Source organism: Streptomyces sp. NPDC012835, assembly GCF_042900885.1.
Taxonomy (GTDB): Bacteria; Actinomycetota; Actinomycetes; order Streptomycetales; family Streptomycetaceae; genus Streptomyces.
Window position 1 is genome coordinate 410,019 of sequence record NZ_JBIBBW010000006.1, and the last position, 22,134, is coordinate 432,152.

Annotated in this window: 17 protein-coding genes; 9 read left to right on the top strand and 8 right to left on the bottom strand. The window is 72.1% G+C overall.

The window, feature by feature from the left end:
* Positions 1–3: 3 nt before the first annotated feature.
* The 3 genes from ACFY6S_RS25335 to glgX form a co-directional block, all read right to left on the bottom strand.
* On the bottom strand, positions 4–1,887 hold the full coding sequence (locus ACFY6S_RS25335) for an ABC transporter ATP-binding protein (RefSeq protein ID WP_388814762.1): 1,884 nt from the start codon (positions 1,885–1,887) through the stop codon (positions 4–6).
* Positions 1,884–3,758, bottom strand: a complete 1,875-nt coding sequence (locus ACFY6S_RS25340; protein ID WP_388814760.1) for an ABC transporter ATP-binding protein — start codon at positions 3,756–3,758, stop codon at positions 1,884–1,886. Before ACFY6S_RS25340 ends, ACFY6S_RS25335 begins: the two co-directional genes overlap by 4 nt.
* Positions 3,759–3,943: 185 nt before the next feature.
* Positions 3,944–6,325, bottom strand: coding sequence for a glycogen debranching protein GlgX (gene glgX, locus ACFY6S_RS25345; protein ID WP_388814758.1), 2,382 nt, complete (start codon positions 6,323–6,325; stop codon positions 3,944–3,946).
* Between the two features lie 149 nt (positions 6,326–6,474).
* Here glgX and ACFY6S_RS25350 point away from each other — a divergent pair, with 149 nt between their 5' ends.
* The 8 genes from ACFY6S_RS25350 to ACFY6S_RS25385 all read left to right on the top strand — a co-directional run bounded on the left by ACFY6S_RS25350 (position 6,475) and on the right by ACFY6S_RS25385 (position 15,121).
* Positions 6,475–7,695 carry an Ig-like domain-containing protein gene (locus tag ACFY6S_RS25350; RefSeq protein ID WP_388814756.1) on the top strand — a complete coding sequence of 407 codons (1,221 nt, stop codon included), beginning with the start codon at positions 6,475–6,477 and terminating at the stop codon, positions 7,693–7,695.
* 283 nt (positions 7,696–7,978) lie between these two features.
* Entirely contained in the window at positions 7,979–9,268 is a 1,290-nt protein-coding gene (locus ACFY6S_RS25355) for an Ig-like domain-containing protein (RefSeq protein ID WP_388814755.1), read from the top strand.
* A 94-nt stretch (positions 9,269–9,362) separates the two neighbouring features.
* Positions 9,363–10,133 (top strand): enoyl-CoA hydratase/isomerase family protein, encoded by a 771-nt coding sequence (locus tag ACFY6S_RS25360; protein WP_388814753.1) that lies wholly within the window; start codon positions 9,363–9,365, stop codon positions 10,131–10,133.
* 273 nt (positions 10,134–10,406) lie between these two features.
* Positions 10,407–10,931, top strand: coding sequence for an ATP-binding protein (locus ACFY6S_RS25365; protein WP_388814751.1), 525 nt, complete (start codon positions 10,407–10,409; stop codon positions 10,929–10,931).
* Positions 10,932–11,140: 209 nt separating this feature from the next.
* A complete protein-coding gene (locus ACFY6S_RS25370; RefSeq protein WP_388814749.1) occupies positions 11,141–11,947 on the top strand; it encodes a polysaccharide deacetylase family protein in 807 nt (268 codons plus the stop codon).
* Entirely contained in the window at positions 11,947–13,242 is a 1,296-nt protein-coding gene (locus ACFY6S_RS25375; RefSeq protein WP_388814747.1) for a YncE family protein, read from the top strand. Before ACFY6S_RS25370 ends, ACFY6S_RS25375 begins: the two co-directional genes overlap by 1 nt.
* A 112-nt stretch (positions 13,243–13,354) precedes the next feature.
* Complete coding sequence (locus ACFY6S_RS25380) at positions 13,355–14,017, top strand: ADP-ribosyltransferase (RefSeq protein ID WP_388814745.1); 663 nt, start codon at positions 13,355–13,357, stop codon at positions 14,015–14,017.
* A 240-nt stretch (positions 14,018–14,257) separates the two neighbouring features.
* The gene (locus tag ACFY6S_RS25385) at positions 14,258–15,121 is read left to right on the top strand and encodes a CopD family protein (protein ID WP_388817819.1); all 864 of its coding nucleotides are present in this window, start codon (positions 14,258–14,260) and stop codon (positions 15,119–15,121) included.
* A 253-nt stretch (positions 15,122–15,374) separates the two neighbouring features.
* Here ACFY6S_RS25385 and ACFY6S_RS25390 read toward each other — a convergent pair whose 3' ends face one another.
* Positions 15,375–16,751, bottom strand: coding sequence for a tol-pal system YbgF family protein (locus ACFY6S_RS25390; protein ID WP_388814743.1), 1,377 nt, complete (start codon positions 16,749–16,751; stop codon positions 15,375–15,377).
* Positions 16,752–17,187: 436 nt separating this feature from the next.
* On the opposite strand from ACFY6S_RS25390, the gene ACFY6S_RS25395 reads away from it, so the two are divergent.
* Positions 17,188–17,568: a hypothetical protein gene (locus ACFY6S_RS25395; RefSeq protein ID WP_388814741.1), complete on the top strand. Its 381-nt coding sequence runs from the start codon at positions 17,188–17,190 to the stop codon at positions 17,566–17,568.
* Between the two features lie 49 nt (positions 17,569–17,617).
* Here ACFY6S_RS25395 and ACFY6S_RS25400 read toward each other — a convergent pair whose 3' ends face one another.
* From ACFY6S_RS25400 to gcvT, 4 genes are all read right to left on the bottom strand, one after another.
* Positions 17,618–19,015, bottom strand: a complete 1,398-nt coding sequence (locus ACFY6S_RS25400; protein ID WP_388814740.1) for an L-serine ammonia-lyase — start codon at positions 19,013–19,015, stop codon at positions 17,618–17,620.
* 138 nt (positions 19,016–19,153) lie between these two features.
* On the bottom strand, positions 19,154–20,422 hold the full coding sequence (gene glyA, locus ACFY6S_RS25405; protein ID WP_388814739.1) for a serine hydroxymethyltransferase: 1,269 nt from the start codon (positions 20,420–20,422) through the stop codon (positions 19,154–19,156).
* Between the two features lie 16 nt (positions 20,423–20,438).
* Positions 20,439–20,816, bottom strand: coding sequence for a glycine cleavage system protein GcvH (gene gcvH / locus ACFY6S_RS25410; RefSeq protein ID WP_388814737.1), 378 nt, complete (start codon positions 20,814–20,816; stop codon positions 20,439–20,441).
* Between the two features lie 160 nt (positions 20,817–20,976).
* Complete coding sequence (gcvT, locus tag ACFY6S_RS25415; protein WP_388814735.1) at positions 20,977–22,134, bottom strand: glycine cleavage system aminomethyltransferase GcvT; 1,158 nt, start codon at positions 22,132–22,134, stop codon at positions 20,977–20,979.

The window sequence follows — 22,134 nt, forward strand, 5'->3', positions numbered from 1 at the left end:
GTGTCAGACCAGGCTGTCCCGCCACGCGCGGTGCAGGCCGGCGAAGCGGCCGGTGCCCGCCACCAGGTCGGCCGGGGCGCCGTCCTCCACGATGCGGCCGTGCTCCATCACCAGCACCCGGTCGGCGATCTCGACCGTGGAGAGCCGGTGCGCGATCAGCACCGCCGTACGGCCGCGCAGCACCGTGTCCATCGCGCGCTGGACCGCGCGCTCGCCCGGTATGTCGAGCGAGCTGGTCGCCTCGTCGAGTATGAGGACGGCCGGATCGGCCAGCAACGCCCGGGCGAAGCCGACCAGTTGACGCTGGCCAGCGGAGATACGGCCGCCCCGTTTGCGGACGTCCGTGTCGTAGCCGTCGGGCAGGCCGCTGATGAACTCGTGGGCGCCGATGGCCTTGGCCGCGTGCTCGATCTCCGCACGGGAGGCGTCGGGCCGGCCGACCGCGATGTTCTCGGCGACCGTGCCGGAGAAGAGGAACGCCTCCTGGGTCACCATCACCACACCGCGCCGCAGCTCCGACGTCTCCAGGTCGCGCAGATCGACCCCGTCGAGCAGCACCCGGCCCTCCGTCGGATCGTAGAACCGGGCCAGCAGCTTGGCGAGCGTGGACTTGCCCGCGCCCGTCGAGCCGACCACCGCGACCGTCTGCCCGGCCGGGACCGTCAGATCGAACCGGGGGAGCACCTCCCCGCCCGTACGGTACGAGAACGCCACCGCCTCGAAGACGGCCTCCCTTCCCGGCAGTTCACCGCCGAGCGCGGGCAGCGGCCGGGGGCGGGCCGGCTCGGGCACGGACGGGGTCTGGGCCAGCAGCCCGGCGATCTTCTCCAGGGAAGCGGCCGCCGACTGGTACGAGTTGAGGAACATCCCCATCCGGTCGATCGGTTCGTAGAGCCGCCGCAGGTACAGCACCACCGCCGCCAGCACACCCAGCGCCAGCGTGCCGTCCGCCACCCGGTAGGCGCCCCACAGGACCAGACCGGCGACGGTGACGTTGGCGACGAGCCGCGAACCGACCACATAGCGGGCCATCTCCAGCAGCGCGTCCCCGTTGCTCCGCTCATGGGTCCGGTTGAGCGTCAGGAACGCCGCGTCATTGGCGCGCTCGCGCCGGAACGCCCGCACCGGCCTGATGCCGTTCATCGTCTCCGTGAACTTGACGATGACGGCGGCGATCGCGGTGGAGCGCCGGCCGAAGACCTGCGCGGAGCGGCGCTGGTAGAGCCGTACCAGCAGATACAGCGGGACGAAGGAGAGCACCGCCGTCGCGCCGAGTCCCAGGTCCAGATAGAGCAGCATCGCCGAGATGTAGACGAACGACAGCACCACGCCGATGAGTTCCTGGAGCCCCTCGCTCAGCAGCTCGCGCAGGGACTCCACGTCCGTGGTCGACCGGGAGATCAGCCGGCCGGAGGTGTACCGCTCGTGGAAGTCCACACTGAGCGCCTGCGCGTGGCGGAAGATCCGGCCGCGCAGATCGAGCAGCACGTCCTGATTGATCCGGGCGGCGGCCCGGACGAACGCGTACTGGAACGCGCCGGAACCCAGCGCGCAGATCACATACCCGGCGCCCACCGCGTACAGCGGGCCGTACGCGCCGTCCCGGAAGGCGGGCACCCCCCGGTCGATGGCGTACGCGACGAGCAGCGGACCGGTCTGGGCGGCGGCCTGCTGGAGCAGCAGAAGCAGCGCGGCCACGGCCACGCGCGTACGGCGGGCGGCCAGCAGCGACCGCAGCAGGGCGCCGGTCGCGCCGGCGGCCGTGGGCAGATCGTCGCGGGCGAAGGAGTCCGGGCCGGGGGAGTCCACGACGGGCGTGGGCGCGGCGGCGGACGGCCGCGCGGGTGCGGTGGTGCCCTCCGGCCCCGTACTGGTCGATGTCGTCATCGCTCGCTCCCCTCGACGGCCCCTGCTCCGGCCCCCGCCGTGCTGCTCGCCGGGGGCTCGGCGTCCGGCGCCGCCCCGGCCATCAGCCACGCGTACTCCGAACTGCTCCGCAGCAGCTCCTGGTGGGTGCCCACCGCGGCGATCCGCCCGCCCGACAGCAGCGCCACCCGGTCCGCGAGCAGCACCGTCGACGGCCGGTGCGCCACCACCAGCGCCGTGGTCCCACGCAGGACGCGCCGCAGAGCCGCCTCCACCAGCGCCTCCGTGTGCACGTCCAGCGCGGAGAGCGGATCGTCCAGCACCAGGAAGCGCGGCCGGCCCACCACCGCCCGGGCCAGCGCCAGTCGTTGACGCTGGCCGCCGGAGAGACTGTGGCCCTGCTCCCCGACCTCGGTGTCCATCCCCTCGGGGAGGTCCCTGACGAACCCGGCCTGCGCCACGTCCAGGGCCCGGTTCAACGCGTCCTCGTCGGCGTCGGCCCTGCCCATCAGCACGTTCTCCCTGATGCTCGCGGAGAACAGCGTCGGCTCCTCGAACGCCACCGACACCAGCTCGCGCAGCCGCCGCCGCTCCATCAGGGCGATGTCCTCGCCGTCCAGGGTGATCCGCCCGGACGTCACGTCGTGCAGCCGGGGGACGAGCGCGGTCAGTGTGGTCTTGCCGGATCCGGTGGCACCGACCAGGGCCATGGTCTCGCCGGGGCCGATGTGCAGATCGATCCCGGTCAGTACGGGCGCCGACTCCCCGCTCCCGTCCCCGTCCGGGTACCGGAAGACGACGCTCTCGAAGCGCAGCCCGCCCCCGTCCGCGTCCCCGCCTCCGGCGGACTTCTCCTCCGCGACCGCCCGGACACCCTCGGGCTCCGTCTCCTCCGGCACGTCCATCACCTCGAAGAAGCGGGTGGTCGCCGTCGCCGACTCCTGACTCATCGCCAGCAGGAACCCGATCGACTCCACCGGCCACCGCAGCGCGAGCGCCGTCGACAGAAACGCCACCAGCGTGCCCGCCGAGAGCCCGCCTTCCGCCACCTGGATCGTGCCCAGCACCAGAGCCGCGCCGATCGCCAGCTCGGGGATCGTCATGATCAGACCCCAGATGCCCGCCAGCAGCCGTGCCTTGTCCAGCTCCGTGCGGCGCAGCCGCCGGGCGAGCGCGCGGAAGGCGTGGGACTGGCTGTGGTGGCGCCCGAACCCCTTGATGATCCGGATTCCGAGGACCCCCTCCTCGACCACCGTCGTCAGATCGCCCACCTGGTCCTGCGCCTGCCGCGCGACCAGCGCGTACCGCGCCTCGAAGAAGGAACAGAGGACGACCAGCGGCACCACGGGGGCCAGCAGCACCAGCCCCAGCGTCCATTCCTGGATCAGCAGAATGACGAAGCCGATCAGAATCGTGGCCGAGTTGACCAGCAGAAAGGTCAGCGGAAAGGCCAGGAACAGCCGCAGCAGCATCAGGTCCGTCGTCCCGCGCGACAGCAACTGACCCGAGGGCCACCGGTCGTGGAAGGCGACCGGCAGGCGTTGCAGATGACGGTAGAGATCGGCCCGCATCGCCGCCTCCACCCCGGCCAGCGGCCTGGCCACCAGCCAGCGGCGGAAGCCGAACAGCACCGCCTCCACGATCCCGAGGGCCAGCAGCACCAGCGCCCCCAGCCAGACACCGCCGGTGTCCCCTCGGGTGACCGGGCCGTCCACCATCCACTTCAGGACGAGCGGGATCACCAGACCGAGGCAGGACGCGACGATCGCGATGAACGCCGCGCTGAAGAGGCGCCCGCGCACAGGGCGTACGTAGGGCCACAACCGCAGCAGTGAACGCACGGCGGACGTGTTCCGGGAGGCAGCGTCGGTGGCTGCGTATGTGTCGGTCATCAGGGGCGAGCCTACGGTTCACCACTGACAAGGCTCACGGGGTTTTCCACCGGCGACGGTGAAATTCGTACCGTCGTACCGCATGATCCCCGGGCTGTCGTCCGGCAGGACCGGCGCACACTCGGCCCCGGCGGCCCCGGCCCCGGCGGCCCCGGCCCCGGCGCCCCCGGACCGCCTCCGCGCCGCTACGCGCACACCCGGAACAGCAGCACCGACCGCGCCGGGACCCGCACCGCCGACCCCGCCTCGTGCACCGTCCCCGGTGGCTCCGTCTGGGCCTCCCGTGCCGTGTCGACCACCAGCTCGTACCTCCGCGCCCAGGGCGCCCCCGGCAGGACGAAGTCCAGCTCCCGTTCCCCCGCGTGCAGCACCGTCAGGAAGCTGTCGTCCGTGATCCGCGCCCCGCGCTCGTCCCGCCCCGGGATGTCCCGCCCGGAGAGGAACAGCCCCAGCGTCGCGGCCGGCGCGTACCAGTCCCGCTCCGTCATCTCCGTACCGCACGGGGTGAACCACGCCAGGTCGGCCAGCCCGTCCGGGTCGCGCGGCCGGCCGGAGAAGAAGGCGCGCCGGCGCAGCACGGGATGGGCCCGGCGCAGCGCGAGCAGCCGGGTGGTCAGCCGGTGCAGCCCCGCCCCCGTCCCGGCCGGGTCCTCCAGCAGCGACCAGTCGAGCCAGCTCACCTCGCTGTCCTGGCAGTACGCGTTGTTGTTGCCGCCTTGCGTACGGCCCATCTCGTCGCCCGCGACCAGCATCGGGACGCCCGTGGACACCAGCAGGGTGGTCAGCAGATTCCGCAGTTGCCTGCGCCGCAGCGCGTTGACCCGCGCGTCGTCGCTCTCGCCCTCCGCCCCGCAGTTCCAGGCCCGGTTGTCGTCCGTCCCGTCGCGGTTGCCCTCGCCGTTGGCCTCGTTGTGCTTGTGCTCGTACGAGACGAGGTCGCGCAGCGTGAAGCCGTCGTGCGCGGTGATGAAGTTGACGGACGCGTACGGCCGCCTGCCGCCCCACGCGTACAGGTCGCTCGACCCGGAGAGCCGGTAGCCCAGGTCTCGGACGTCGGGCAGGGCGCCGCGCCAGAAGTCCCGTACGGCGTCGCGGTAGCGGTCGTTCCACTCCGTCCACAGCGGCGGGAACGCCCCGACCTGATAGCCGCCGTTGCCCACGTCCCACGGCTCGGCGATGAGCTTCACCCGGCGCAGCACCGGGTCCTGGGCGATGACGGCGAGGAACGGCGAGAGCATGTCGACGTCGTGCATGGAGCGCGCGAGCGCCGCCGCCAGATCGAAGCGGAAGCCGTCGACGCCCATCTCGGTCACCCAGTAGCGCAGCGAGTCGGTGATCAGCCGCAGCACGTTCGGCTGCACCACGTGGAGGGTGTTGCCGCACCCCGTGTAGTCCGTGTAGCGGCGGGCGTCGGAGGGCAGCCGGTAGTAGCCGCGGTTGTCGATCCCGCGCAGCGAGAGCGTCGGCCCCAGCTCCCCGCCCTCGGCGGTGTGGTTGTAGACGACGTCGAGGATCACCTCGATCCCGGCCGCGTGCAGCGCCCGCACCATGGTCCTGAACTCGGTGACCTGCCGGCCGCGGGTGGAGCCCGCCGCGTAGCCCGCGTGCGGCGCGAAGTAACCGATGGAGTTGTAGCCCCAGTAGTTGCGCAGACCGCGCCGGAGCAGATGCTCCTCATGGGCGAACTGATGGACGGGGAGCAGCTCCACCGCCGTCACCCCCAGCTCCCGCAGATATGTGATCGCCGCCGGGTGCGCGAGCCCCGCGTACGTGCCGCGCAGCTCCTCGGGGATGCCCGGGTGGCGCTGGGTGAAGCCCTTCACATGCAGCTCGTAGATGACCGAGTCGGCCCACGGCGTCTTGGGCCGCCGGTCGTCGGCCCACTCGTCGCCGGGCGCCTCGTCGTGGACGACGACGCCCTTGGGGACGTACGGGGCCGAGTCGCGCTCGTCGCGCACGGTGTCGGCGACCTGGCGCTGCGGCCAGTCGCGGACATGGCCGTAGACCTCCGGCGGGAGGCCGAACTCGCCGTCGACCGCGCGGGCGTACGGATCGAGCAGCAGCTTCGCCGGGTTCCAGCGGGCGCCGGTCCAGGGGTCCCAGCGGCCGTGCACCCGGAATCCGTAGCGCCGGCCGGGGCGGACACCGGGCACGAAGCCGTGCCAGATCTCATGGGTCAGCTCGGTCAGCGGCAGCCGGATCTCGGTCCCGGCGCCGTCCGCTCCGGCGCCCGTGCCCGGCCCGCTGTCCTCCTCTGCGGCCTCCTCCGGTCCGAAGAGGCACAGCTCGACCGCCTCGGCCCCGCCCGCCCAGAGCGCGAAGTTGGTGCCCGCCACCCCGTCGGGGCCCACCCGGTAACGCGCCCCGAGGGGGGTCGGGGTGCCCGGCCAGACCTCGGGCGGCGCGGTACGGGACCGCTCGTGGCGGCCGTCGCCGCCCGCCCCGTAGGGGGCGTCCGGCCGCCGGGACCGCTGTGGAGCGGTCCCGTCCGGCAGAGCGCGTTCGTCGTCCCGTACCTCGTCCGCCGCTTCCCCTCGCACTGCCTCCTGCTCGGCTGCGCTCGCCACTGACCGGCCTCCCGCGGCTCGTCGGCCCCGCGGGTCGGAGCGCACGGCGTCCCGGCCGCGGCTCGCCCAATGGGGTCCTTCTCCTGTTCTGCCCCCAACAGAGGCCGCCCTCACGTTTCCCCCGGAGGGGGGTGGTCGTTGGGACGAGCGTGAGAAACGTAACGAAGCGGGCAGGGGCGGGCACAGTCACCGTCCTGACATGGGCAGGACTGGTGGCCGTACTGGCCCTACTGTCGGGATGCACCGGCGGGGCAACGTTCACCGAGGGCAAGTCGCGGACCACCGGCGACACCATCGCCATCACCCCGAAGGACGGTGCCAAGGGCATCGGCCGCACGGACCCCGTCGAGGTGACGGTGCCCGACGGCCGGCTGGAACGGGTCAGGGTGACCCAGATCGAGGACGCCCAGCCGAGGGAGCTGCCCGGGCGGATCTCCGAGGACGGCCGCTCCTGGACACCCCGGAGCGACGCGCGGGTCGCGCTCGCCGCCAAGTACAGCGTGGACGCGGTGGCCGTCGACGCCGTCGGCCGTCGCTCGGCCCGCCACACCACCTTCACGACGGCGGTGCCCACGGACCGGTTCATCGGCTACTTCTCGCCGGAGAACCGCTCGACCGTCGGCACCGGAATGATCATCTCCTTCGACTTCAACCGCAGGATCCGGGACCGGGCCGCCGTCGAACGGGCCATCAAGGTGACCGCCGAGCCCGCGGTGGAGATCGCGGGCCACTGGTTCGGCGACCAGCGGCTGGACTTCCGGCCCCAGGGGTACTGGGAGCCGGGCACCGAGGTCACCGTCGAACTGGCCCTGCGGGACGTCCAGGCGGCGCCGGGCGTCTTCGGTATCCAGCACAAGACCTTCGGCTTCACGGTCGGCCGCTCCCAGGTCTCGCTGGTCGACGCGGAGGAGCACACCATGGAGGTACGGCGGGACGGCGAGCTGCTGTCGACGGTGCCGATCACGGCGGGCGCCCCGAAGAGCACCACGTACAACGGGAAGATGGTGGTCACCGAGTTGTACGACGTCACGCGCATGGACGGCAGGACGGTCGGGTTCGGCGGCGAGTACGACATCAAGGACGTGCCGCACGCCGTACGGCTCACCACCTCGGGGACCTTCCTGCACGGCAACTACTGGGCGGACCCGGAGACCTTCGGCTCGGAGAACGTCAGCCACGGCTGTGTCGGACTCCGGGACGTCAAGGGCGGCGGCCCCGACACCCCGGCGGGCTGGTTCTTCGAGCGCACCCTGATCGGCGATGTCGTGGAGGTGGTCAACTCCAAGGACCGTACGGTCGCTCCCGACAACGGGCTCGGCGGCTGGAACCTGAACTGGAACCAGTGGCGGGCGGGCTCCGCCCTCCGCTGATCGCCCCCCCGGCCCGGCAGCCGTCCCGCCCGATCGCACTCACCCCCGCCGCGCTCTCCCCGATGCGCCCCTCCTGACCGTCCCCCGATCGCCTCGGCCGGGCCGGCGCCGATGGGGCATCAGGCCGCGTTGACCTGCGCCGTCCCGGCCGGTTGGGACCGAATGGTGACAGTCCGCAGGTCTGCGCCGGACCTCCGGTGTGGTTATCTAACGCCGTGCGCGTGCACTTGACGCGCGGAAGTGCGGGCCGTGGCGGGGCCAGGCCGTGCGAGGGGAGACGACCATGGGGAACGAGCTGCCGATATCGGGGGCTTACGAAGCGCGTCCGGGGGACCGGGGACCGCGCACGGCACGGGGACGGCAGGGGCGGCGCGGACGGCGGGCCGGGGCACCGGCCGTCCTGCTGGGGGCCCTGCTTCTGCTGGTCACCGCGTGCGGTGGCGGAGGCGACGGGGACGAGAGCGGCGGCAAGGGCGACGGCAAGGGTGTGACGAAGGTCGAGAACGCCGCGTCGGTGGCGGTGGTGAGGGTCGAGCCGAAGGACGAGGCCGACGGCGTGGCCACCACCGGCGCCCTGAAGGTCTCCGCCGAGGGCGGCAAGCTGACCTCGGTCACGGTGCGGGACGACAAGGGCGAGCCGGTCGAGGGGAAGCTCTTGGCCGGCGGCACGGCCTGGGAACCCCTCCAGCACCTGGCCGGCGCCACCAAGTACAAGGTCCACGCGACCGCCAAGGACGCGGAGGGCCGCGAGTCCGCCAAGGACACCACGTTCACCACCCTCGTACCGAGGGACACGTTCATCGGCCAGTACACCCCCGAGGACGGCTCCACGGTCGGCGTGGGGATGCCCGTCTCCATCAACTTCACCCGGGGCATCACCGCACCGGAGGCCGTCGAGAAGGCGATCACCGTGACGGCGAAGCCGTCCGTACCGATCGAGGGGCACTGGTTCGGCAACGACCGGCTGGACTTCCGCCCCGAGAAGTACTGGGCCGCCGGCACGAAGGTGACGGTCGAGCTCAACCTCGACGGCATCGAGGGGCGCCCCGGGGTCTACGGCAAGCAGGCCAAGTCGTTCTCCTTCACCATCGGCCGCAGTCAGGTGTCCACCGTGGACGCGAGCGCCAAGACCATGAAGGTGGTGCGCGACGGCAAGCTGATCAAGAAGATCCCGATCACGGCGGGCGCCCCGTCGACCACCACGTACAACGGGCAGATGGTCATCAGTGAGAAGTACGCGGTGACCCGGATGGACGGCGCGACGGTGGGCTTCGGCGGTGAGTACGACATCAAGGACGTGCCGCACGCCATGCGCCTGTCCACCTCGGGCACCTTCATGCACGGCAACTACTGGGCCTCCGCGGGCACCTTCGGCTCCGCGAACGTCAGCCACGGCTGCGTGGGGCTGCGGGACATCCGGGGCGGCGGCGACAACGGCACGCCGTCGGCGTGGATGTACAACGCCTCCATCATCGGGGACGTCGTGATCGTGAAGAACTCGAACGACAAGCAGATCGCCCCGGACAACGGCCTCAACGGCTGGAACATGTCCTGGGCGGAGTGGACCGCGTAGCGTCGCGCCACCACGCCGGCTGACGGGCCCGGGGGGCACGGTACGACCGTGCCCCCCGGGCCCGTTGTCGTAAGCGGGCGTTAACCTGCGGGGTATGGCCCATGTGAATCTGGAAGTCTCCGGCGGCGTCGGTACGATCCGGCTCGACCGCCCTCCGATGAACGCGCTCGACACCTCCGTCCAGGACCGGCTGCGCGAGCTGGCCGAGGAGGCGGGGCGCCGTGACGACGTGCGCTCCGTGATCCTCTACGGAGGTGAGAAGGTCTTCGCGGCCGGCGCCGACATCAAGGAGATGCGGCGGATGGACCACGCGGCGATGGTCGTGCGCTCCCGGGCGCTCCAGGAGTCGTTCACCGCCGTCGCCCGCATCCCCAAGCCCGTCGTCGCCGCGGTCACCGGCTACGCCCTGGGCGGTGGCTGCGAGCTGGCGCTCTGCGCCGACTTCCGGATCGCCGGGGACAACGCGAAGCTCGGTCAGCCGGAGATCCTGCTCGGGCTGATCCCGGGCGCGGGCGGCACCCAGCGACTCGCCCGGCTGATCGGCCCGTCGCGGGCCAAGGACCTCATCTTCACCGGCCGTCAGGTCAGGGCGGACGAGGCGCTGTCGATGGGCCTGGTCGACCGGGTGGTCCCGGCGGCGGAGGTGTACGAGCAGGCGCACGCCTGGGCCGCGAAGCTCGCCCAGGGCCCGGCGCTGGCGCTGCGGGCAGCCAAGGAGTCGGTGGACGCGGGGCTGGAGACCGATCTGGAGAGCGGACTCACGATCGAACGCACCTCGTTCGCCGGGCTGTTCGCCACCGAGGACCGCGAGCGGGGAATGCGGTCGTTCGAGGAGGAGGGGCCGGGCAAGGCCACGTTCCTCTGATCGGGCGGCCGTTGGACACGCAGCGTGTCGACACGGAATACGCGGAGTCGTCACGTCAACTCGGCGACCGGCTCGGCCGGGACGTGCGGCGAACTCGATAAATTCGCCGCAATAGCGCCCGGCGATCACTTTGGCGCTTGTCGTTATCCCAGGTCAGAATGGGTAAGTGGGTATATGCACTGCCAACGGCATATGCGTTGAAGGCGCCTCGGAGTCACTCGTTCCGGGGGGTCGATTCCCCCGGAACGCCCCCGGAAATGGCTCTGTGCGGCCATGATGGAAGACATGGCGGGCCTGGAGGATGTGGAGCAGCCGCGGCGGCGCGGCAGTGCGACCACCGGGCGGTGGATACCGTCCGGTGAGGATGAACAGGCGCTGAGGGCGCTGGAATTGTTCGGCAATCCGACCGAGGCGGAAGTCCGGTTACCCTCTCGGCCCGAATCCGCGTCGGCCGCCCGCCGGATCACCCATTCCGTGGTGCTGCGCCAGTGGAAGCTCTCCCCGGAGACCGCGGAGTACGCGGTGCTGCTCGTCTCGGAACTCGTCGGCAACGCCGTACGCCATACCGGGGCGCGCGTTTTCGGGTTACGGATGGTGCGCAGACGCGGCTGGATCAGGATCGAGGTGCGCGACCCCTCGCGCGGGCTGCCGTGCCTGATCCCGGTGCGGGCCATGGACACCAGTGGGCGGGGACTCTTTCTGGTGGACAAGCTCTCCGACCGCTGGGGGGTGGATCTGCTGCCGCGCGGCAAGACGACCTGGTTCGAGATGCGGATCGCCGACCACCGGTCGCCCTGATTTCCTGAGCGCGGGATTTCCTGAGCGCCCGAGTCGGTGAATGTCCGGGATCGAGGGGGCCCGGGACCTTGAGCCTCCGCGTTCCGGCCCGCGCCGGTGCTCCCGCCCGGAGCGATTCCGTGCTCCCACGAGGCGGCCAAAAGAGTCAATCGTTCCCTTTCGCGCTCTTTTCCCCTTAAATTCCCGCTCCTTCCCCCTTAAATGGGGGCGTGATCCCGATCGACCGTCGTAGTGCACTGCGCGCGGCAGCCGGAGCGGCCGTCGCGGGCGCCCTCGCCACCGGCTGTACGGACGGCGCGTCCGACTCCGTACCGGCCTCCGCCGCCCCCTCGGGCTCGCCGCCCGCCCCCGGCTCCAGCCCCGGCGGGACCCGGCCCGTCGCCAAGGCCGCCCCCGCGCCCCGGCGATTCCCCGGCCGGCCCGCCGAGATCGCGAACGGCCCCCGGGACCGGCCCCGGGTCGCCCTCACCTTCCACGGCCAGGGCGATCCCGCCACCGCCACCGCCCTGCTGGCCGAGGCGGAACGCGCCGGAGCGCGGATCACCGTCCTCGCCGTCGGCGAATGGCTCGACGAACACCCCGCGCTCGCCCGCCGGATTCTCGACGGCGGCCACGACCTCGGCAACCACACGCTGCACCACACCGACATCTCCGACATGGACGAGGCACAGGCGTACGCCGAGATCACCGGCTGCGCCGAACGGCTGCGCCGGCTCACCGGCTCCATCGGCACCTGGTTCCGCCCCTCACGCACCCAGCACGCCACCCCGCTCGTGCGGCGGCTCGCCGCGCGGGCCGGCTACCCGCACGTCCTCTCCTACGACGTCGACTCCCTCGACTTCACCTCGCCCGGCGCCACCGCCGTCACGCGCACCGTCACCGAAGAGATCCGCAACGGCTCGGTGGTGAGCCTGCACTTCGGCTACGCGGACACAGTCGCCGCGCTGCCCGCCCTCCTCGACGCACTGGAACGCCGCGGCCTGCGCGCGGTGACGACCACGGAGCTGCTGACCTGATGCACCGGACGCCATCCTCCGCCGCCGGGCCCTCCGCCGCCGGGCGCCCATCCCGCCGCGCCTTCCGGATCTCCCCCGGCTCACACATCTCTCGTACCTCACGTACCCCGCGCGCCTTTCCCGTCACGCGCGCCACCGCGCTCGCGCTGTCCGCCGCCCTCGCACTCCTCACGGGCTGCGGCGGCGCCGACGACTCCGGGCGTACGGAGACGGCCGCGACCAAGGCCGCCTCGCGTCCGGCCGTGGCCCGGACGGCGGCGCCGCCCGGACTGCCCGGCATGCCGCCGGTGCAGGACCCCAAGGACGTCTACGCCGCCGACCGGCCGGGGATGCTCTCGCCCGTCGTGCGGGGCTTCCCCTCGCGGGTCTACGTCCCCAACACCAACTCCGACACGGTCTCCGTCATCGACCCGGCGACATACAAGGTCATCGACACCATCGAGGTCGGCCGGCAGCCGCAGCACGTCGTGCCGTCCTGGGACCTCAAGACCCTCTGGGTCAACAACAACCGCGGCCACACGCTCACCCCGATCAACCCCGCCACCGGGGAGGCGGGCGAGCCCGTCGACGTACACGATCCGTACAACCTGTACTTCACGCCCAACGGCAAGTACGCGATCGTCATGGCCTCGCTCGACCACGAACTGGTCTTCCGCGACCCGCACACCATGGAGATCAAGAAGACCGTCCCGGTCACCTGCGCCGGCGTCAACCACGCGGACTTCTCCGCCGACGGCCGGTACTTCATCGTCTCCTGCGAGTTCTCCGCCGAACTCCTCAAGGTCGACACGGAGAAGATGGAGGTCATCGGCCAGCAGGAGCTGCCCTTCGACGACGCGATGCCCCAGGACGTGAAGATCTCGCCCGACGGCAAGACGTTCTACATCGCGGACATGATGGCCAACGGCGTCTGGGTGCTGGACGGGGAGAAGTTCACCACCCCCAAGCTGCTGCCCACCGGCGAGGGGTGCCACGGGCTGTACGTCAGCCGCGACTCCAAGGAGATGTACATCTCCAACCGGGGCGAGGGCACCATCTCGATCTTCGATTTCCCCAAGAACCGGCTGACCAAGAAGTGGCACCTGCCCGAGGGCGGCAGCCCCGACATGGGCGGTGTCTCGGCGGACGGCAAGGTCCTGTGGCTGGCCGGGCGTTACGACTCCGAGGTGTACGCGATCGACACCGCCAGCGGCGAGGAGCTCGCCCGGATCCCGGTGGGCGGCGGCCCGCACGGGCTGGCGGTCTACCCGCAGCCCGGCCGCTACTCCCTGGGCCACACCGGCGTCTTCCGCTGACCCGACCCGCCCGGCCCAACTCGTCGCGCACCGGCCATCGTTCCGAACCGACACGCCCCCGAACGGGTGGCGGTCCACGGCCCGCCGCCGTACGGCGTGGAGGGTGCATCCCATGATCGCTCCACGAAACCGGCGGCGGGCCGCTGCGCTCGCGCTGTCCGTCTGCGCCGTGCTCCTCCCGGCCTCCGCATCCGCCACCACCACACCGGACCCGGCGGGGGGCCCCGCACCGGACTCCGCGTCCGCCACCGGGGCCGCCGGGGCCACCGAGGCCGTCCCGGCGGACAGCGACTGCCCGTCCGTCACCGATCCCCTGTTCGCCGCGGCCGACCACAGCGTCGATGCGGACCGCATCAGCCCGACGCCGTCCTGGCGCACCGACTGCAAACAGCTCTACCGCGCGGAGAGCCGGCCGCCGGAGATCGTCTTCGAGCAGGGCTTCCTGCCGAAGGCACCGGTCGACGGCCAGTACGACGTGGCGCAGCACGTCCTGGCCGGCCAGGACTCGCCGTACGTCTCCACGAGCTACGACCACGACCTCTACAAGCAGGGCGCCACGCACACCTTCAACTACTACATCGACGCCCCCGGCGGCATCGATGTGAACAGGACGATCGGTGCCACCCACAAGGCGGCCCACCGGGAGGAGGTCGCCTTTCCCGGCGGCGTCTCGCGGGAGCTGATCGTCGGTGCCTGTCCGGTCGACAAGGCGCGGAAGACCGAGACCATGGCCGAATGCCAGGACAACCCGCACTACAAGCCCTGGCGAGGCTGAGGTCTTCCGTCCGAGCCCGGCAGGGCCCCGCGACGACCGTCCCGCTGGAACGCCCGCGACCCGTGGGCGTTCCGGCCCCGACTCGCGAAGTGTGCGGCATTTGCCGTAGTCGCGTTGCCGAGTGGCCGACCGGGATAAGAGGATCAACCGGTGACATTCCCGGATTCGTCCGCCGAGGAGACCCGTCGCTCCGTACCCCGCGGGGCCGTCCTCACGGCGGGCCTCGCCGCCGGTGCCGTCCTGCTCGCGCTCCTCGTCGCGCTGCTCGGCGCCGGCCTCGCCGCGCGGGGCACCGGCGAGCTGCGGATTCCCGCGGCGGGTGCGACGACCGTCCTGCGCGTCGCCGTCTTCGCCGCCCTCGCGCTCCACCTCGGTGAACTGGTGGGCGTCCGGCTGGCCCGGGGCGGCCCGCTGCCACGGAGCCGGGCGGTCACCGCCGCGCTCGTCGGAGCGGCGGCGTCCGCCGGACAGATCCTGCTGCTGGCCGCCGTCAGCGGACTCGACCTCACCGAGGTGTACGGGACGGTCGAGGGTCGCCTCCTGCTCGTCATGGCCAACGGCTTCCTGCTGGCCGCCGGGTGCGTGGCGCTGAACCGCCCGGCCCTGGCCGCGGTGCCGCTCGCCGTGGTGATCGGCGCCGAGGCGCTCCGGGCGCACCCGGAGCCGTACACCCCCCTGCTGGGCGCCGCGCTCACCGTCGTCCACCTCGGCGCCGCCGCCCTGTGGACCGGCGGGCTGCTCCACGCCCTGCACACCATGTGGCTGCGGCGCGCGGACCCGGCCGGCGCGCGACAGGTACTGGCGCGCTACGCCCGGCTCGCGGGCCCCCTCTTCGCCGCCCTCGCCGTCACCGGCACGTTCTCCACGCTGCGCAGACTGCCCGCCGACGTCGTCCTCGCCACGGCCTACGGCCGTGTCCTGATCGTCAAGCTCCTCCTGGTCCTGACGGTCGCGGCGCTCGCGCTCACGGCCCGCCACAGGCTGCGCCGCGGGACCGACGCCACCCGGCCCGCCCGCGCCGAGCTGGCCGTACTCGCGCTGGTCCTGCTGGTCTCGGCGATCCTGACGGTCGTTCCCGACCCGCACTGGCTCAGCACCCGCTGACCGGGTCGCGGCGGGGCGCTTCGGCGGGGGACGGGCGCCCCGGCCGGCCGTGCTCGGGCAGATGGAGCAGACCGGAGTCGTCCCTGCGGCTTGTTACCGCACCGGGGTGGCGCGGTCCCTCCCCTGAGCTCCGGCCGTGGAGTAGACATCGCCCATGGACGATCCCTTCGCTTTCAGTCCGCTGGGCCCGGTCGGTGGACAGCTTCCGGACACGGCGACACAGGCAACGAGCCCTCCTCGCGACCCCGTCGGGTCAGGGCGGCCGACGACGGGGCCGGGGGGTGAGGGACCGGGCGCGACGCAGGACGGCGGCGGCGTGCGGCTGGTGCCGGAAGCCGCGCAGGGACGTACGCAGCTGCCGCAGAGCGCGGTCCGCGGTGGCCGAGCGCAGGTACGGGTAGTGGTCGAGGAAGACGTCCCAGTGGACGCATGACTCCTCCAGACGCCCCTGGGCCAGGAGGGTCTCCGCGAGGCGCGCGCGGGTGAGAGCGCTGGACCTGTGCCGGTCGCCGGCACGGGCCCCGGCCGCTGTCTCCAGGGCGCGGGCCGCCTGGACCGGATCTCCCAGGGCGAGCAGGGCCCGGCCACGCTGATAGTCGAGGCCGGCACGGGGATAGAGGGTGAAGGGCCCGGCCGGACCGCTCGCGCGGTCGTGCTGGGCCTCGGCCGACGCCAGGTCCCTGACGGCTTCACGACGGCGCCGCGCGTGGGCGTGGGTCAGGCCGCGCTGACTCAGCAGAAAGGCCCGGGTCGACGGGTCGGTACGCGGACCGGCGGTGTCCACGGCGGCGTCGGCGAGCTGCCACGCGTGCTGGACGAAACCGAGATGCAGTGCCTGGAGGCTCATGGCCCGCAGGGTGATCGCGTAGAGACGACGGTCGTCGCCCTCGCGCGCCAGCTCCAGGGAGGCGGTGAAGTAGTGCTGCGCCAGCCCTTGATGGCCGGCGTCCATGCTCATACGGCCCAGCAGATGGGTGAGTTGCCCCGCTCCGGTGAACAGCTCCCGGCGCAGTGAGGGCAGCGCCGGAGCGGCCAGCACACCGCCCGTGTCGTCGGCGACATAGATCGTCAGGGCGGTGCGCGCGTGGGCTCCGCCGTGGCGCTCCATGAGATCCGCGAACGCGAGGATCATCCACTGCATCCTCCGCAGGTCAGCGGCGGTGGCCCGGGGCACCAGAGCGGGGACCCGCGCCGGAGCGGCGCCGACGGGGCGGCCCCCGCCCCAGGCCGGCGCGGTGGCGGCGACGAGGCTGTAGGCGGAGCCGGCCAGCGGAATCCGCCGCGTGGGGTCGGTGTCGGCGCGGCACAGGGCCGTCAACCGGTCCAGGACATCGTCCCGCCGGGACTGATGGGGCGGGAGCGGGTCGTCGGCCCCGTAGTGCGCGAGGCCGGTCTCCTCCGCGGTGATCAGGCGGCCGCTGCGGCGGCTGAACGCCGACGCGACCAGGGTGGGGACGGGAGACCGGGGGCGGGAGCCGGCGAGCCAGTGGGCGACCGAGGTGCGGTCGTAGCGCAGCGGCAGCCCCTGTGCGGCCCCCAGGCCGTTGACCGCCCTCGCCAGCTCCGCGGCACTCCAGCCGGCCTCGCCGAGCAGAGCGGCGAGGCGGTGATTGGGCTGATCGCGTACCAAGACCCTGCCTCCTCGGGTGAGCCTCGCTCCCGCGCCCGTCGGGCTCATGACGGCGGCGCCGGCGTCGGAGGGGCGCGCGCACCGGTCATGGCGGGACACATTCGAGGGGCGGACCAGCGGATCGTCACAGGACGTCATTCCCGGACCCCGGGTCCCGTTCCTCTGCTCATCATCCTGCTCAGGGCGCCATCGCGGGAGTGGCGGTCCGACAGATCTTCCTGTTCTTTACCGGGACCGAGGACGTCCCGTCGATTTCACGAGAGCGCAAGCGTTCAACGCGGGCACGCATCCCCGGCCGGGACCCGCATCCCGGAGAACGGGCCGGGAAGGTGCCTCACCGGAGCGAGCCCGCCGGGCCACGAAAGAAGGTCTGGGCATCGGCTGTGTCGGCAGCCTGCCGGCCGGACCGGCGGGCGGCTTCGACCTGGTCCTGGGTGTGTACGTACTGCCGTACGCCACCACCTACGACGAACTCGTCGGCCTGTGCGGGACGGCCGCCGAGGCGCTGCGGCCCGGCGGACGGTTCGTCACCCTGCCCGTGCACCCCGACGTCCACCGCGACCCCGACCACTACGAGCGCTACGGCTTCCGCCTGACCGCCGACGGCCCTCTCGTGGGATTCAGCCCCTTCTGCGTCGCGTACGCGCATGTGACGCGCCAGGCGTGGGCCCGGGGCCTGGAGGCGGCCGAACTCGGCCGCCGCGACGCCTCGTTCAAGCGGCGGTACGGCCTCCGCCCGCGGGTGCTCCGCGCGTACTTCGCCGATGTCGCCGCGGACACGGACGCCGTACCGGACGGCGAAGGCCCCCGAGGCTGACCGCGCGCCCGGCACCCGCACGGGCGGTGCGCTGATCAGGCCCGCCCCGTCAGCACTCGATGATGTTCACCGCGAGCCCGCCCCGCGCCGTCTCCTTGTACTTGACGGACATGTCGGCGCCGGTCTCCTTCATGGTCTTGATGACCTTGTCCAGGGAGACCTTGTGGCTTCCGTCGCCCCGCAGCGCCATCTTCGCCGCCGTGACCGCCTTGACCGCCGCCATGCCGTTGCGCTCGATGCAGGGGATCTGGACCAGGCCGCCGACCGGGTCGCAGGTGAGGCCGAGGTTGTGCTCCATGCCGATCTCGGCGGCGTTCTCGACCTGCTCCGCCGAGCCGCCGAGGACCTCGGCGAGGGCGCCGGCGGCCATGGAGCAGGCCGAGCCGACCTCGCCCTGGCAGCCGACCTCGGCGCCGGAGATGGAGGCGTTCTCCTTGAAGAGCATGCCGATGGCGCCGGCCGCGAGGAGGAAACGGACGACGTTGTCGTCCTTCTCCGTCCCGGTCGCGCCGCCCGCGGCGAAGTTCATGTAGTAGTGCAGGACGGCCGGGATGATGCCGGCGGCGCCGTTGGTGGGCGCGGTGACGACGCGGCCGCCGGCGGCGTTCTCCTCGTTGACGGCCATGGCGTAGAGCGTGATCCACTCCATGGCGTGGGCCTGCGGGTCGCCCTCGGCGCGCAGCTGGCGGGCCGAGTGGGCGGCGCGACGGCGGACTTTGAGGCCGCCGGGGAGGATGCCCTCGCGGGACATGCCGCGCGCGACGCACGCCTGCATGACCCGCCAGATCTCCAGCAGCCCGGCGCGGATCTCGTCCTCGGTGCGCCACGCCTTCTCGTTCTCCAGCATCAGCGCGGAGATCGACAGACCGGTGTCGGCGGAGAGCCGCAGCAGCTCGTCGCCGGTGCGGAAGGGGTACTTCAGCACGGTGTCGTCGGGCACGATGCGGTCCTTCGCCGTGCCGTCCGCATCGAGCACGGTCCCGTCCACGACGAAACCGCCGCCCACCGAGTAGTACGTCTTCTCCAGGAGCGTGCCGCCGTCGGCGTCGTACGCCGCGACCGTCATGCCGTTGGCGTGGTACGGCAGGGCCTTGCGGCGGTGCAGGACCAGGTCCTCCTCGGCGTCGAAGGCGATCTCGTGCATACCGAGCACCTGGAGCCGGCCGCTGGTGCGGATACGTTCCGCCTCGGCGTCGGCGTTCTCCACGTCGACCGTCCGAGGGGAGTTGCCCTCCAGGCCCAGCAGGACGGCCTTGGGGGTGCCGTGGCCGTGGCCGGTCGCGCCGAGGGAGCCGTACAGCTCGGCCCGTATCGAGACCGTATGGGCGATCAGGCCCTCGTTCTTGAGGCGGCGGGCGAACATCCGGGCCGCGCGCATGGGGCCGACCGTGTGAGAACTGGACGGGCCGATGCCGATCGAGAACAGGTCGAAGACCGAGATGGCCACGGTGGGACTCCTTGTTGCCGGTTGGCGGACGCCGTTGTCCGCCGGGGTGGTGCGGAGGGAACGGTGGGCACGGTGCGGGGCACCGCGCGCACTGTTCCAGTGTGCGCGGTGCCCCGCCGAACCGGGCTGTACGGGTGATTACAGACCGGGGTACAGCGGGTGCTTCGCGGCGAGCGCGGTGACCCGGCCCGCCAGCGCCTCGCGGTCGAACTCGGGCTTCAGCGCCGCCGCGATGATCTCCGCGACCTCGGTGAAGTCCTCGGCCGTGAAGCCGCGGGTGGCCAGCGCCGGGGTGCCGATGCGCAGACCCGAGGTGACCATCGGGGGACGCGGGTCGTTCGGGACGGCGTTGCGGTTGACCGTGATGCCGATCTCGTGGAGCCGGTCCTCGGCCTGCTGGCCGTCCAGCTCCGAGTCGCGCAGATCGACCAGGACCAGGTGGACGTCCGTGCCGCCGGAGAGCACCGAGACGCCCGCCTCGGTCACGTCCGGACGGGTCAGCCGGTCGGCGAGGATCCGGGCGCCCTCCAGGGTGCGCCGCTGGCGCTCCTTGAACTCCTCGCCGGCCGCCACCTTGAAGGAGACCGCCTTGCCCGCGATGACGTGCTCCAGCGGGCCGCCCTGCTGGCCCGGGAAGACCGCGGAGTTGATCTTCTTCGCCAGTTCCTTGGTGGAGAGGATCACCCCACCGCGCGGACCGCCCAGGGTCTTGTGCGTGGTGGTGGTCACGACATGGGCGTGCGGCACCGGGTTGGGGTGCAGCCCCGCGGCGACCAGACCGGCGAAGTGCGCCATGTCGACCATCAGGTACGCGCCGACCTCGTCCGCGATCCGGCGGAACGCGGCGAAGTCCAGCTGCCGGGGGTAGGCGGACCAGCCGGCCACGATCAGCTTCGGCCGGGACTCCTTGGCGAGCCGCTCGACCTCGGCCATGTCGACCTGACCGGTCGCGTCGTCCACGTGGTAGGCGACGACGTTGTAGAGCTTGCCGGAGAAGTTGATCTTCATGCCGTGGGTCAGGTGCCCGCCGTGGGCGAGGTTCAGACCCATGATCGTGTCGCCGGGGGAGAGCAGCGCGAACATCGCGGCGGCGTTCGCCTGGGCACCCGAGTGCGGCTGTACGTTCGCGTGCTCGGCCCCGAAGAGCGCCTTCACCCGGTCGATGGCGATCTGCTCGATCACGTCGACGTGCTCACAGCCACCGTAGTAGCGGCGGCCCGGGTAGCCCTCGGCGTACTTGTTGGTCAGGACGGAGCCCTGCGCCTCCATGACAGCGACCGGAGCGAAGTTCTCCGAGGCGATCATTTCGAGGGTGGACTGCTGTCGGTGGAGTTCGGCGTCGACAGCGGCGGCGACGTCGGGGTCCAGTTCGTGGAGCGAGGCGTTCAGAAGGGAATTCGAAGACATCACAGTCCCTGGGGTGTCAGTTGCCGGAGAACTCTTTGTACTCGTCGGCGGAGAGCAGGTCCTCGGGCTCCTCCGCGACGCGCACCTTGAACAGCCAGCCGCCCTCGAAGGGGGCGGAATTCACCAGCGAGGGGTCGTCCACGACGTCCTGGTTCGTCTCGGTGACCTCGCCGGTCACAGGGGAGTAGAGATCGCTGACGGACTTGGTGGACTCCAGCTCTCCACACGTCTCGCCCGCGGTCACCGTGTCACCGACCTCGGGGAGCTGGGCGAACACGACGTCACCGAGCGCGTTCGCCGCGTACTCCGTGATGCCGACCGTCGACACGCCGTTGTCGGCGGCCGTCAGCCACTCGTGCTCCTTGCTGTAGCGCAGCTGCTGGGGGTTGCTCATGACCTGAATTCTCCTGTACGCGGGGGTGTGGTGCGGAACAGTCGTCTTACGGACCGAGACGGACGGGACGGACCGAGGTGGACCGGGACGGACCCGAGGTGGACCGGGACGGTGGGGCGTGGCGGGCCGGAGGCGTACGGACGCGCCCGGCCCGGCCGTATCACTTCCGGCGCTTGTAGAACGGCAGCGCCACGACCTCGTACGGCTCGTGGGAGCCCCGGATGTCCACACCGACGCCCTCGGTGCCGGGACCGGCGTGCTCCGCGTCGACGTACGCCATCGCGATCGGCCGGCCCAGGGTCGGCGAGGGGGCGCCCGAGGTGACCTCCCCCACCTTCGCCCCGCCGGCCACCACCGGGTAGCCGGCGCGCGGCACCCGGCGGCCCTCGGCGATCAGGCCGACCAGCTTGCGCGGCGGGGCGCTCGCGGCCCGCTCGGCCGCCGCCTCCAGCGCCGCGCGCCCGACGAAGGAGCCGCCGTTCGACGTCTTCTCGAACTTCACGACCCGGCCGAGGCCCGCGTCGAACGGGGTGAGGGCGGTGGACAGCTCGTTCCCGTACAGCGGCATGCCCGCCTCAAGGCGCAGGGTGTCACGGCAGGACAGCCCGCACGGCACCAGGCCGACGCCCCGGCCCGCCTCGGTCAGCGCCTGCCAGAGCCGCTCGGCGTACCGGGGCTCGACGAACAGCTCGAAGCCGTCCTCGCCCGTGTAGCCGGTGCGGGCGATCAGCGCGGGGACCCCGGCGACCGTGCCGGGCAGCCCCGCGTAGTACTTGAGCCCGTCCAGATCGGCGTCCGTCACGGACTTCAGGATGCCGGCGGCCTCGGGACCCTGGACGGCCAGCAGCGCGTACGCGTCACGGTCGTCGCGCACATCGGCGTCGAACCCCTCGGAGCGCGCGTTCAGGGCATCCAGCACCACGCGGGCGTTGGAGGCGTTGGCGACGACCATGTACTCGTCGTCCTGGAGGCGGTAGACGATCAGGTCGTCCAGGATGCCGCCGTCCTCCTGGCAGATCATGGTGTAGCGGGCCCGGCCCACGGCGAGCGCACCGATATCGCCGACCAGCGCGTAGTCCAGAAGTGCTCCCGCCGCCGGGCCCGACACGGTGATCTCACCCATGTGGGAGAGGTCGAAGAGGCCGGCGCGGGTCCGTACGGCGAGGTGTTCGTCCCGCTCGCTGCCGTACCGCAGCGGCATGTCCCAGCCCGCGAAGTCGGTCATCGTCGCGCCCAGCGCGCGGTGCACGGAGTCGAGGGCGGTCGTACGGGGGCCGGCGGACGCGGCGGGGGTGCTGCTCGGGGGGACATGGCTCAT